Source organism: Ferroplasma sp. (assembly GCF_031200575.1).
Lineage (GTDB): Archaea > Thermoplasmatota > Thermoplasmata > Thermoplasmatales > Thermoplasmataceae > Ferroplasma.
The window spans coordinates 819,508-832,140 of sequence record NZ_CP133597.1; the positions used below are offsets into that span (position 1 = coordinate 819,508).

19 protein-coding genes are annotated in these 12,633 nt (G+C 38.9%); 15 read left to right on the plus strand and 4 right to left on the minus strand.

Going from position 1 to position 12,633, the window contains the following annotated elements; all coding sequences use genetic code 11:
- Window positions 1-117: 117 nt before the first annotated feature.
- Genes ndhC through RE471_RS04595 form a run of 14 tightly spaced genes read left to right on the plus strand, consistent with a single transcriptional unit; the run spans window position 118 to window position 10,267 of the window.
- Window positions 118-552 carry an NADH-quinone oxidoreductase subunit A gene (ndhC, locus tag RE471_RS04530; protein WP_309215604.1) on the plus strand — a complete coding sequence of 145 codons (435 nt, stop codon included), beginning with the start codon at window positions 118-120 and terminating at the stop codon, window positions 550-552.
- Window positions 549-1,013, plus strand: a complete 465-nt coding sequence (locus RE471_RS04535) for an NADH-quinone oxidoreductase subunit B (protein WP_309215606.1) — start codon at window positions 549-551, stop codon at window positions 1,011-1,013. The genes ndhC and RE471_RS04535 overlap by 4 nt, the downstream gene beginning before the upstream one ends.
- 6 nt (window positions 1,014-1,019) lie before the next feature.
- Window positions 1,020-1,475 carry an NADH-quinone oxidoreductase subunit C gene (locus RE471_RS04540; protein WP_309215607.1) on the plus strand — a complete coding sequence of 152 codons (456 nt, stop codon included), beginning with the start codon at window positions 1,020-1,022 and terminating at the stop codon, window positions 1,473-1,475.
- Entirely contained in the window at window positions 1,475-2,578 is a 1,104-nt protein-coding gene (locus RE471_RS04545; RefSeq protein WP_309215608.1) for an NADH-quinone oxidoreductase subunit D, read from the plus strand. The genes RE471_RS04540 and RE471_RS04545 overlap by 1 nt, the downstream gene beginning before the upstream one ends.
- A complete protein-coding gene (gene nuoH / locus RE471_RS04550) occupies window positions 2,575-3,630 on the plus strand; it encodes an NADH-quinone oxidoreductase subunit NuoH (protein ID WP_309215609.1) in 1,056 nt (351 codons plus the stop codon). The genes RE471_RS04545 and nuoH overlap by 4 nt, the downstream gene beginning before the upstream one ends.
- Window positions 3,631-3,635: 5 nt before the next feature.
- Window positions 3,636-4,133: an NADH-quinone oxidoreductase subunit NuoI gene (gene nuoI / locus RE471_RS04555; protein ID WP_298278939.1), complete on the plus strand. Its 498-nt coding sequence runs from the start codon at window positions 3,636-3,638 to the stop codon at window positions 4,131-4,133.
- Entirely contained in the window at window positions 4,130-4,381 is a 252-nt protein-coding gene (locus RE471_RS04560) for an NADH-quinone oxidoreductase subunit J (RefSeq protein ID WP_298278937.1), read from the plus strand. The genes nuoI and RE471_RS04560 overlap by 4 nt, the downstream gene beginning before the upstream one ends.
- Window positions 4,371-4,592: an NADH-quinone oxidoreductase subunit J gene (locus RE471_RS04565; protein WP_309215610.1), complete on the plus strand. Its 222-nt coding sequence runs from the start codon at window positions 4,371-4,373 to the stop codon at window positions 4,590-4,592. The genes RE471_RS04560 and RE471_RS04565 overlap by 11 nt, the downstream gene beginning before the upstream one ends.
- The gene (gene nuoK, locus RE471_RS04570; RefSeq protein ID WP_298278933.1) at window positions 4,589-4,888 is read left to right on the plus strand and encodes an NADH-quinone oxidoreductase subunit NuoK; all 300 of its coding nucleotides are present in this window, start codon (window positions 4,589-4,591) and stop codon (window positions 4,886-4,888) included. The genes RE471_RS04565 and nuoK overlap by 4 nt, the downstream gene beginning before the upstream one ends.
- On the plus strand, window positions 4,882-6,768 hold the full coding sequence (locus RE471_RS04575) for an NADH-quinone oxidoreductase subunit L (RefSeq protein ID WP_309215611.1): 1,887 nt from the start codon (window positions 4,882-4,884) through the stop codon (window positions 6,766-6,768). Before nuoK ends, RE471_RS04575 begins: the two co-directional genes overlap by 7 nt.
- A 45-nt stretch (window positions 6,769-6,813) precedes the next feature.
- Window positions 6,814-8,265 carry an NADH-quinone oxidoreductase subunit M gene (locus tag RE471_RS04580; RefSeq protein WP_309215738.1) on the plus strand — a complete coding sequence of 484 codons (1,452 nt, stop codon included), beginning with the start codon at window positions 6,814-6,816 and terminating at the stop codon, window positions 8,263-8,265.
- Complete coding sequence (gene nuoN / locus RE471_RS04585; RefSeq protein WP_309215612.1) at window positions 8,262-9,677, plus strand: NADH-quinone oxidoreductase subunit NuoN; 1,416 nt, start codon at window positions 8,262-8,264, stop codon at window positions 9,675-9,677. The genes RE471_RS04580 and nuoN overlap by 4 nt, the downstream gene beginning before the upstream one ends.
- A 9-nt stretch (window positions 9,678-9,686) precedes the next feature.
- Window positions 9,687-10,025: a hypothetical protein gene (locus RE471_RS04590; protein ID WP_309215613.1), complete on the plus strand. Its 339-nt coding sequence runs from the start codon at window positions 9,687-9,689 to the stop codon at window positions 10,023-10,025.
- Window positions 10,022-10,267, plus strand: coding sequence for a hypothetical protein (locus RE471_RS04595; protein ID WP_309215614.1), 246 nt, complete (start codon window positions 10,022-10,024; stop codon window positions 10,265-10,267). Before RE471_RS04590 ends, RE471_RS04595 begins: the two co-directional genes overlap by 4 nt.
- Here the strand turns inward: RE471_RS04595 and RE471_RS04600 are convergent.
- Complete coding sequence (locus tag RE471_RS04600; protein WP_309215615.1) at window positions 10,264-10,599, minus strand: TA0956 family protein; 336 nt, start codon at window positions 10,597-10,599, stop codon at window positions 10,264-10,266. The two genes, RE471_RS04595 and RE471_RS04600, sit on opposite strands and share 4 nt — an antisense overlap.
- A 243-nt stretch (window positions 10,600-10,842) precedes the next feature.
- On the opposite strand from RE471_RS04600, the gene RE471_RS04605 reads away from it, so the two are divergent.
- Window positions 10,843-11,076: a nucleotide-binding protein gene (locus tag RE471_RS04605; RefSeq protein ID WP_309215616.1), complete on the plus strand. Its 234-nt coding sequence runs from the start codon at window positions 10,843-10,845 to the stop codon at window positions 11,074-11,076.
- Window positions 11,077-11,103: 27 nt separating this feature from the next.
- Here the strand turns inward: RE471_RS04605 and RE471_RS04610 are convergent, their stop codons facing one another.
- The 3 genes from RE471_RS04610 to RE471_RS04620 form a co-directional block, all read right to left on the minus strand.
- Window positions 11,104-11,340: a hypothetical protein gene (locus RE471_RS04610; protein ID WP_309215617.1), complete on the minus strand. Its 237-nt coding sequence runs from the start codon at window positions 11,338-11,340 to the stop codon at window positions 11,104-11,106.
- A 14-nt stretch (window positions 11,341-11,354) separates the two neighbouring features.
- Window positions 11,355-11,885, minus strand: coding sequence for a class I SAM-dependent methyltransferase (locus RE471_RS04615; RefSeq protein ID WP_309215618.1), 531 nt, complete (start codon window positions 11,883-11,885; stop codon window positions 11,355-11,357).
- Window positions 11,886-11,957: 72 nt separating this feature from the next.
- Window positions 11,958-12,587 carry a hypothetical protein gene (locus RE471_RS04620; RefSeq protein ID WP_309215619.1) on the minus strand — a complete coding sequence of 210 codons (630 nt, stop codon included), beginning with the start codon at window positions 12,585-12,587 and terminating at the stop codon, window positions 11,958-11,960.
- Window positions 12,588-12,633 lie beyond the last annotated feature (46 nt).

Genomic DNA, 12,633 nt, shown 5'->3' on the forward strand with positions numbered 1-12,633 from the left:
TCGAATTGTAAAATTTTTTACTGTTGTATGAGGCAAAATATCCCTCTGGAAATTCAGGAAAATTCTTATTTTCTTACCATTCGATATAATTAAATAGGCTTGAAAAATATAAGAACAATGATATTAGGATACGCTTCGATGGCAATTACGATAACTATTCTGGTTCTTGCGTTATACCTTGTATTCAAGATACTTCCGACTGTGGGTGCTGGCCGTTATAAAAATGGTGGTATAAAATTTAACAGGGAAGAAATATTAAAAAATCTTTCACTGGAAAATAATCCGCCTGCAAAGGATGATTCTTATCTCAAGCCATATGAGAGTGGAGAGGTTGCAAAAGAATATGCAGAAGGTCATATTACCGTACAGTATTATGTCATAATATTCCTTTTCATACTGTTTGATATAGACATGTTATTATTGCTTCCATGGGCCTTTGATTTCTATGCACTTGGGGTTATACCATTCATGGAAACTATTGTTTTCCTTGCCATGCCCCTATTTGCTGTATTTTATGCATATAGAAAAGGCTATATGAGGTGGATGAAATGAAAACTGGTGATATGGGTGTAAAAACAACCACACTGGAGAAAGCCCTTGAATGGGGCAGGTCCAATTCCCTGTGGCCACTTACTATGGGTCTTGCATGCTGTGCCATTGAAATGATGGCTACACAGGCCGCTGACGTTGATGTTGCAAGATTTGGTAGTGAGATATTTAGAAATTCTCCAAGGCAATCAGATCTCATGATCGTAGCTGGAACTACTACAAAAAGAATGGCACCTAGGGTTAAGAGAATATACGAAGAGATGCCCTATCCCAAATATGTTATCGCGATGGGAGTTTGTGTAATTCAGGGCGGTCCATACGTTGATGGATATTCTGTAGTCATGGGTGTTGATAAGGTTATCCCAGTTGATGTTTATGTACCTGGATGCCCTCCATCACCTCAGGCACTTACTTATGGGCTGATTACCCTTCAGAAGAAAATCAGAAATGAGACAGATAGGTGATAAAAGATGTATAAAATTATATCTGAGGAAACCGATAAATCAGGGATGAAAGTCTTAAACATAGATAAAGCTGACTTAATAGAACTCATGGAAGATTACAGGAACAGGAGATATTACCTCTCATCAATAACCGGTGTAGACATGAAAGACCACATTGATGTTATCTATCATATTCATAATTTTGACAAAAACGATTACATATGCGTGAAAATATCTACTAGTGATGAAAAGGTACCATCCATAGCAAATATCTGGAAGGCTGCAGTGGTAGATGAAAGGGAACAGTATGATCTTATGGGAATTATATTTGAAGGACATGAGAATCTCAGGCGTATACTGCTTCCAGATGAATGGGTTGGCCATCCTCTTAGAAAGGATTACGATTTGAACAAGGTACAATATATAAGCATGGACAGAGATGGAAATGAGCATGTAAGCTTCGATGATAAAGAGGGTTGGTAATGTCCCACTGGATAGAACTGAATATAGGGCCTGTTCACCCGTCCACGCACGGGATTTATAGATTCAGGGTCAAACTGAACGAAGAAACCGTGGAGGATGTTGATATAACAATAGGATACCTGCACAGAAACGCAGAGAAAATATGTGAATTGAATTATTTTGTAAACAACACAATTTACTTCGATCGAATGGATTATATTGACGCCATGAACATGGAACTGGGTTACCTGAGGGCTGTGGAAGCACTCACTGATATGGAGGTTCCTGAGCGCGCCCAGTGGATAAGAATGATCATGGCCGAATTAAGCAGGATTGCCGCAAGAATGGTCGGTATAGGGGCCCTGGGGCTGGATGTTGGCATGCTCACACCATTTTTCCACACATTCCATGAGCGGGAAAAAATACAGAGGATATTTGTTGAAGCCTCCGGTGGAAGGCAGGAAGTTAATTACATGAGCATTGGCGGTGTTTATCAGGATTTTAATGATAAAATTATTGAGGAAATCAGGGAATTTATTTCTGAATTTAAAGGGAAACTGGAAGAAATAGTAAAGATGTTTACTGACAGTGAAATATTCTGGCAGAGGAATGTTGGAACAGGTATACTGGAGCCGGACATAGCACTTGATTATGGAGTAACCGGCCCCATGCTTAGGGCATCTGGAATTCCCTACGATGTAAGGAAGGATTCTCCATATTTGTTTTATGATAAAGTTAACTTTGATGTTCCTATTGCGAGGACAAAGGATAATATGGGCAGATTCCTCGTAAAAGTGGAAGAACTAAGGCAATCAATAAGGATAATAGAGCAGTGCCTTGCCAAATTGCCTGATGGCCCATATTTCAATCCTAAAACTAAGAAATCTGCCATGCTACTTCTCAAGGGACAGGGGGATGTATTTACAAGGGTGGAGTCAGAGAGTGGGGAATTCGGAGTGTTCATACGTGGAGACGGCGGGGTAAAACCATATAGAGTTCATGCCAGAAGCCCCTCTTTTAAAAATCTTGCAGTTGTTCCCATCATGACAAGGGGGTCGCTTATAGCAGACCTTATCATCACTATTGCATCTGTTGATGCCGTGGCAGGGGAGGTGGATAGATGAGTATTCTGCTCAGAATTCATCAATGGTTTTCTTTTCTGGGCAGTTTTGCATCCTTCGGTGTTGCCTATTTCCTGCAATCCATAGTGGTTCTGGTCTTCGTTGCACTTTCATTTATAGCTTTAATTTACATTTTCAGAAAGTACATGGCAAGGATTCAGAGAAGAATCGGACCAAACAGGGTAGGGAAATTCGGGCTTCTTCAGTTAATTGCAGATGCTCTCAAGCTCGTGGGTAAAGAATCAATACTGCCTGAAGGAAGAGACGACATGGCATATAAAATAGCGCCAGTAATTGTAATGATAGCAACCATACTTGCATTTGTGCTTTTACCCTTCGGTGATCTGGCATACTTTGGTTCCCTAGCAGTAACGCATTCGAAGGTCACGCTGGTATTGATGTTCGGAATCCTTTCAATAATACCCATAGGAGAAATACTTGGTGGTATAAGCACCAAGAGCAACTATGCACTTCTGGGCACAATGAGGGCAGTAGCCAAGGATATATCATTTGAAATTCCCATGATGATAAGCGTTCTTGCAATTGTAATGGTATCTTCAAGGTCATATGTTACCGGTGATGCCATAACAGGAGGGCTCAGCCTGTCAGGAATTGTTGCCAATGAAATTATACCATATGGTATAATAGAGCCACTGGGGCTTCTAATATTTTTCATATCAATGGTTGCAAGGGCCTCATATTCTCCCTTCGATCTAGGGGAGAGTGACAGTGAGCTTATTTCAGGATATACAACCGAATATTCAGGTATGAGGTTCGGTTTCTTCTATATTGGTTTATTTGGAATGGTTTACCTGAGCTCTTTCCTGATATCTGTGCTATATCTCGGAGGCGCAAACGGTCCCTATGATAACTATGTTGGCTTCATTTACCTGTTCATTAAAACGGATATCCTTGTGCTCATATCATTCCTGATATGGGTTGCAATTCCAAGAATAAGGATAGACAAGTTTGTTGATCTTGGATGGAAGTATATGCTTCCGCTTTCCATGGCTAATCTGGTGTACGCAGGATTATTTGTATTATATATAAGGTGATAAAAATGGTAGCTACAGTTAAAGAAATTAAAATGCCGAAAAAACCGGTACCTGTTGTAGGGTCTCTGAAATTAATGTACAGCATGGGAAAATATATGTTTAAAAAACCGGTAACCACACAGTATCCAGAGGACAAGGGGGAAATACCTGAAAGATTCAGATTTAGGATATTCCTCGTTCCGGAGGCCTGCGTTGGATGTACCCTATGCTCAAAAATTTGCCCAAACCACAGTATAAAAATGGAGCACTGGGACCTTGATAGAAGTGGGCTAGAGAACAATGTTGTACAGACTGCAAGAGGAGATAGAAAAAACCTGCAGAATAAAAGGAACATATATCCGGATGTTAATTTCGGAACCTGTACAGTCTGCAGGCAGTGTGAAGAGATATGCCCCACAGATGCTATCTATCTTACCCACCAGTTTGAAAATGCCAGAACAAGGAATAGTTTTACCTATTCTCCACAGGAATTAACCATGCAGGAGGAGGATGTCATAAAATGATATACACCATACTTTTTCTGGTATTCGCAGCCATAGCAGTAATCATGGCACTTGCTGCTATAAGTTCTAAAAATCTCATACATTCCTCCATATTCTTATTCATTCTTATGCTGGTATTTTCAACAATATTCATACTGCTTGGCCTGAGTTTTGTTGGGAGTATTGAGCTACTTGTATATACTGGATCTATTGTGATACTCATAGTTTTCGTACTGATGCTAACAGGAGGTAAGGACGTTGAAGAATAAGGCACAGAAAATTGCAGCTATAGTATTCTTTATAGTCATAGGTGCAAATTTACTGACAATTAGTGGAACGTTTACCAGGCACTCACAGGATATAGCAAGGATCGGGCATCTATTATTTTCAACCTACGTGGTACCTTTTGAACTCCTATCAGTGCTTCTGGTTGCCGCTATAATAGGTGTTATGTACATAGTGGGAGATGATGAAAAATGAATATAATTTACATACTGTTTCTTTCAATGATACTGTTTACAATAGGAATATACGGGGTAACAACATCAAAGGTTGGAATGAAGGTTATAATTTCCCTGGAAATAACTATTAACGCTGCCCTGCTGGATGTTGTAGGTGTGGCGGCGTTCTATTACTCCACGTCTGTTATTGTGTTTGCACTCTTTGTCATAGCCATAGGAGTTATTGAAACAGCAACAGGGATAGCAATATTCACACTGATATCCAAAAAATACGGCAAGACAAATATTTCATTACTGAGGGATATTAAATGGTGACAATATTATACTACTTCATATTTCTGCTTCCGCTCATTGCATTTCCAATGGAATACGTAATTGGCAGGTATAAAATAAAATATTCAGGTATTTTCAGCAGCCTTATGATTCTAGGGTCGCTGGTACTGGTGATACTTGCCTATCTGTATCTTCTAAATCATAGTTATATATATTCTCATTATACATGGTTCTACAACATAAATGTTGGGATATATATCAGCCACCTTACTGTTATAATGGCCATGATGGTTGCCTTCATGTCACTTATGATCAACCTGTTTGCAATGTTTTACATGAAAAAAGACCCGAGGAAAAATATCTATTTTTCTGAGACATCCCTGTTCATTGGGGCAATGCTGGGCCTTGTGGTTTCATCAAATCTGGTCTTATTTTTCCTATTCTGGGAAATAGTGGGCCTGTGTTCATACCTGCTTATAGGCTTCTGGTTTTTCAAGCCAAATGCGGCTGCAGCCGCAAAGAAGGCATTTATAGTAACACGTATAGGGGATTTATTATTTATAATAGGAATGGGCGTCCTGTACACAAAACTGATAAGTGTTATTCCATCAGGCATAAGTCCCCTGAGCATACCATACCTTATTGACAATGCAAAAAGCATCTCAGTAGCCATTGGGCCCAATGTGCTTGCCCTTGCAACCATACTGTTCCTCGGAGGTGCAGTTGCGAAATCTGCGCAATTCCCACTGCATGTATGGTTGCCAGATTCAATGGAGGGTCCCACCACAGTCTCGGCACTTATCCATGCAGCCACAATGGTTACAGCAGGTGTTTATCTGGTAGCGAGGCTGTTTCCGTTATTTTACTACGCATCCTCATACTCTCTTTATGCTGTGGTAATAATAGGCGCGTTTACCGCCTTCTATGCTGGAATCCTTGGAATTGTTGTAAACGATATAAAAAGGGTTCTGGCTTATTCCACGATTAGCCAGCTGGGTTACATGATGGCAGCCATAGGCCTTGGAGGTGTAATAGGTTATTCCGGTGTTGCATTTGGTATGTATCATTTGGTTGTCCATGCGGTATTCAAGGCGCTTCTATTCATGGCCGCAGCCGTAATATTAATGACACTCATGGAGCTTAGAAATATAAAGGACATGGGAGGCCTTTTCAGAAGAATGCCGGCAACTGCCATACTGATGCTAATAGGCGCTCTTACTCTGGCCGCAATACCACCTACGGCGGGTTATTTCTCCAAGGGGCAGATAATATCAGGGGCATACGAATATTTCGTAAATTCAGGCAACATAATTCCCTGGCTTCTCCTGGTATTTGGAGAGATACTTACTGCAACATACACATTCAGGATGTATTTTCTTGTATTCCTGGGGAAACCGAGATCTAAGCTGGCAGAAAAGGCACGCGACCCGAAACTCATATACCTATCACCGCTTATAGTGCTGGCATTCCTTTCATTGACTCTTGGCATAATTCAGAAGCCATTCTATAAATTCATAGATGCCTCTGTATCTGTTTATACCCCGCCACTGGCAATAGAAATTCTGCCTGTCTTATTCTCTCTTATTGGAATAGGAATAGCCTACGCTATCTACCGTTACAATATCAACGGGCATACCTCCATATCGAAAAACCCACTTTACAGGGTTATCAAGAATAAATTTTACTTTGACTGGCTTTACACAGAAATAATAGCTGAGCGCATAATACTTCCAATTTCATACATATTCGGCGCCGGAGAAAGGGAGATCGATAATGGTGTGGACGCCACTGGCAGGGATATCTCAGACCTTGGATCAGGTCTAAGGAAAATCGAAACCGGAAACATACCGTTCTATGTGGCTTTTCTTATAATTGGTATGGTTGTCATATTTGCAATCATTGAATTAATTGGGGTGATCTAAACGATTTTACTGTACTTCTTTATCCTATTTTTTATTCTTACAGCACTGAGCTTTTTCGCTGGAAATCAATCAAAAACAGTATCACTGGTCTCTCTTGCAATACTTACTGTGTTTTTTATTGCATACTCAGCATTCGAATTCAGGAATTACACAGGCGGGGTAATAGCGTATTATAATACCCTGCTTGCGCAATTCCATGCCAGTGGAATTACAATAAACATAGACTTTTCACTGGGATTGACAGGATTCACCGATCTTCTCGTGATAATTTCACTGTTTATTACAATGTTTGCAGTGTTAATGGGAAGTAAATCCCATGGAGCATATTTCTACGGATTATTCATGGCCGCAGGCTTCGGGCTGGCTGGATTATTTATGGTAAGAAATTTCCTGTTCTTCTATATTTTCTGGGAAGTTGTCCTTATTCCAGTATTTTTCATAATAGGAAAGTACGGAACAGGAAACAGGGAGAGGAGTTCACTGAAGTTCTTCATATATACACATATAGGATCCTTATTCCTGCTCTTATCAATATTCACTCTCTCAACATATTACTTCCTAAATACAGGGATATTTACATTTCAGATAGGTGACCTAACCGCACTTTCATTCCTGGAAACGGTGCCAACTGCAGGTTTCTATTTCATTATATTCGGGTTCCTGCTTGCATTCCTTATAAAACTTCCATCATTCCCGCTGCATTCATGGCTTCCGGACGCATATAATGATGCACCTTATTCCGGAACAATAATGCTCTCCGGGGGCCTTGTGGCTATGGGTGGCTACGGTCTGCTTGGCATATTATACCCAATTGCAGGGCTATTTCCAAGGGCACTTGCATATTTCATTATACTCCTGGGCTTGATCAGCATTATATACTTCTCATTTTCAGCCTTATTCCAGACCGATCTCAAAAGGATGGCTGCCTATGGTAGTGCAGCTGAAATGGCTTTCATTACAATTGCATTTGGTACTGCACTTTTATCCACAGGTTACGTCAGAACACTTGACCTTTCTGGTGGTATGTATCAGATAATAGCACACACCTTTGTTGCAGCACTTATCTTTGCATCGCTTTCCATGCTTTACAGAAGAACACAGACATCAAAGATATATGACCTCGGAGGACTAAACAGGGAGCTTCCAGTGCTTTCCTCTTTCCTTCTTATTGGAATGCTGGCATCACTGGGATTACCCTCCCTGGCCGGATTCATAGGTGAATTCTCTGTAACAATATCTGCATTCCAGAGCATCGGATTATATACCCTGTTCATAGTACTCGGGCTCATAATTACCGCTGCTTTTTACATATGGGCTGCACAGAGGTTCCTGTTCGGATATTTCAACGAGCGCCTCGGAAGATTGAAGGACATAAATAAACAGGAATTCCTTATATTATTCTTCATTTTGGCCGGAACAATTTTTCTGGGAGTTTACCCAACATTGCTATTTAAGCTACTAACTGCATATGCATCGCATCTGGGGGGATTAATATGATTTATGAATACCTTTACGCACTGATATTATTGGGTCTGGCAGGATTTATAACACTGGCAGCAGGAATTAAAACAGACAGTAAGAGAATACTGGGGGGATTTACCTTTGTCGTTCTGATAGCAGCATTTTTCATTCTGCTTTTCCAGGAAAAAAATTACAGCATACTGTCGCTTAACATTTCGTCCTTTGATACCTACTGGGCACTGATATTCCTTATTTCCATAATGGTGGTTATAATACCGTCAATGAACGATATAAAGAAAAGATTTGATGTCTACTATGCACTACTATTATTTATAGCACTTTCCATGGTTATTGCAGCATTTACATATAACCTAATTGTACTGTTTGTATCCTTCGAGGGTGTCAGTATAGGGACATATGTACTTACGGCATACAATAAGACAAAGCGTAACCTGGAGGCATCCCTGAAATATTTCATGATCAGCACTATAGGAACTTCATTCAATATAATGGGTATAGCATTCTTCTATCTATCTACCCGAACCTTCAATTTAAACGTTGCCGCAGCTGATATCGGTTTAGGCTTTAACAGATCCCTTCTGCTTGCACTGGCATTCATAACCATAGGATTCGGGTTCAAGATAGCAATATTCCCAATGCAGCAGTGGGCAATAGACACGTATGACGGTGCCCCAAATTCTGTATCGGCATTCCTGTCAACAGGTGGAAAGCTTGTAGCATATATGATACTGTTAAAATTCCTGTTTCTTGGATTTATACCGGACTATAACTACGTTTTCTTCTTCTTTGCAATACTTGCAATACTAACAATGACATATGGAAACCTTGCGGCATTGATGGAGAACAACCTGAAAAGGATACTCGGTTATTCAAGCATTGCCCAGGCGGGCTATATGATACTGGTTTTTGCACTGATCGGATACTCATACTATCCTGCAGTCCTTGTATCCAGAGAAGTTTTCGTCAGATTTGCCATAGCATCGGCAATGTTTTATGCCATAGCATATATTTTCATGAAGGCAGGCCCATTCATAGCCATGAGCCTGGTAAAAAGTGATAAGGTCATGATAGATGATATAGTGGGGCTGAGCAAAAAATCCAGATGGACTGCCCTGTTCCTGGCTGTAATGCTTCTATCACTGGCAGGCGTTCCGCTTACAGGTGGATTCATAGCAAAGTATTTTCTGTTCTTTTCACTGATTATAGGGAATCTTTGGTGGCTTGCCGTTATAGCAATTATCAACAGCGCCATTTCCATTTTCTATTATTTCAGGATTATCATATATTCGTACAGAAAGGAAGGTGAAAATGATTTCAACATGGCACCGGGAATAAAATACAGTGTAATTATAATGGGATTAATCACACTTGCTCTTGGAGTATCATTTGCACTGTACACATACCTGGCCGGGATAGCAATCATATAGGTGATATAAATGAATACTGAGGATGTAATAGAAATATTTAAAATGGCCATTGTCAACGGGGATGTTAATAATGCGTATAATATTGTAGAAAGAAATATGAGAAAATATGAAAAGAAGGGGAATGCGGAGAAGAAAGAATTCATGGAATACCTCATCAGGGGCCTGAAGGGAGAAATATCCTATGATGATATTTACCATGCTCTATCGCAGGATAAATACAATATATTTCCATATATCAGGGATTATAAGGGATATATTCTCGCCCTTGTTGACACCATGAGGTATTCGATAAACCGTTACAATATAAAATATCCTGATTTTGATGCCAAGAGGTGCGATGACCTATGAATTATCTTGACTGCTTCAAGGATATATCCGATGCGCAGGAGGCTGCGGAGGCCATACACTGTGTTCAGAAATGCGGTGAAACTGTACTGTATGATAAGGATGAGAAAAGGTTAATACTTTGGAGGGAAATATACGATAAAAGCCCGGAAGAGCATATGATAAAAATCAGTAAGTTGCTGGAAATAAACTCACAGGAAAGCTATGAGGCCGCAGATAAATTATACAATTTAACAATGTATTAACTGTATACCAGTTCAGTTTTATATCCCATTTCTTTATATTTTTCCAGAATTTTCTGTATTTCTGAATCATCAGAACCTTTTTCATTGAAATTCAGTGATGCTACCTTCTTGTCCTTATTTATGATTACGAATCCTATTGTCTTGTCTTCTGGCATGATTTCATCTGTTCTTGCATATTCCTCTATGTATTCCTCAAGGCTTTCATCTGGCAGGGGGGATGTGAGTACCTCAAGCAGGTCTTTAAATGAATCCTTAAACCTTGAAGCAAGTACGCATATTGTTGAGGGATGTGTTTCACTCATTTTTAAATTGTACATAACACATGTTACCATTATTATCTATGGCTTATTACGTTATTTTATATTTGAATTTTGTTTTGTAAATTGAAATTTTACACGGGAAATATTTGAAAATTGTTATTATTCCAGCTGTTATGCTACCTTAATGATAATAAATAATTGAATCTTATTAGCATATTTCCCCCGATCATATTTTAATGAATTTTCATATCCAAATAGTTATACGGTCTATATTTTAACTGCAAGATTTAAATATAAAGGTTAAATGTAAAGGCTATGAAATGCTCAACACCTGATTGTCCTGGGGAGATGGAACCTGCCGGTAATATGAATTTTAGGGTTGGCGGATATACTGGAATTGGAGGAATGTTTCTCGGCGGCTGGAATGACCTTGCTGAAACAACACAAACCTTCACGCTTTATAAGTGCAATACCTGCGGAAAGGTAGAACTTTATGAACCGCAGCCAGTACAGGACAATAATGGAGAGAAAAAACACCATTTCCTGTAAAGTTAAAGATAAAATTTAAATAATTTTTCAATGTTTAAAATAATTTTTTTTCTCTGTGTTTTCCTTCTTTTCCCTTACACTCACTGATGATCTTTTAATTCCGAATGGGTCAATAATGGTTTTTGCCTCCGATATTGAATTTTCCGGTGCCCCGGTTATTTTCTGTTTCCCGGTTTCTATTGTGGCGGGCTTTACATTCTTCAGTTTAACATTGCTCCTGATCGGTTTTATTGAGTTCCTGTTCCCGTTATTATCCTCGCTCATCTCTATCACCTCTTTTATTCAAATGAGTATATATCAAAATAATTATACTCAAAATCCATATGTATGCCAGGCTTAAAGCCCGCATCAGTAAAAATTTGATTTAATCTATCATGTGTTATCCTGATATCCATAGGGGGGCCCATCTTGCCTTTCTTATTGAATTCTATCAAATATACATACACGGGTTTTTTTGAATTTTCCTTTATAAATTTTAGGATATCATCATGGCAGTCTATGTCATGGAAAACAGTTGAGAAAAATATTTTATTGAAGCCCTTGATGTCAAGGTTGCACATATCCTCATTGATGATTCTATAATTATTCCTTCCATCCATATTATTTTCAATATACTTTATAACATCTGGATTCTGCTCAACAACATATACCATACCTTTATTGACCTTATCTGCAAATATTTTGCTGTAAAATCCATCCCCGGCACCCATATCTACGATAACATCTTCCGGGTCCAGCTTCATCTCCTTAATTATCTTTGTATATGGAATATATTTTTCTCTGAATTCATGTATTCTCTCATATCTCATATATTTAGAAATCAGGATTCTGTATTTTAATATTTCCCGTTTGTTGAAGACATCGCTGGATTTTAGATGCCGCTACCTGTCGATCATCTTGGCAGAAATAATTTTAAATGCATCTGTAAGGTCTTTTTCATCCAGTATTATTATTGTATCACGGTAAAAAGAAATTATATGTATAATATTAATTCCTGCCCTGTATAACAGGGATGTTATGAAGTTAACATAGCCCTTTGTAATTTCTATTTCATCAGGGCTAATTATGGTTAACTGCCCCAAATCCTTTCTGTACTCTATTATCTGATCATCCGAGAAGAAATTAGAGAAACCTGATACTGTCTGATTGTCTCCTATAATGGAAAAACAGTTTATTGTTTCTACCAGATTTACCAAATTCAATTTTTTCAGGTTTCCTATAATCCCGGTAATTATTTTCAGGGTATTATAGTTCTTTTTTATGACTATAATAGAAATATTTGAGGACATTTCCAGATTTGACCTATCCAGGATTTCTGATGTATACGATGGCAAATCGTTATTTCTATACCTTTTTAGGGCAGCCACAGCGGCATCAAAATCATCTACTGGCGTTTTATCGACAATCTCCCTTGCAAGTGCTGAAATATTAATCAGCCCCCTTGCCATATAATCTTTGATCTCCGGGTTTTCATTCATGTAAGATCTGACAATCTCCGCCGTATTAACCATTTTATGGTGTATCAATAGATTGTTAAAATAATTTATTAATCTATAT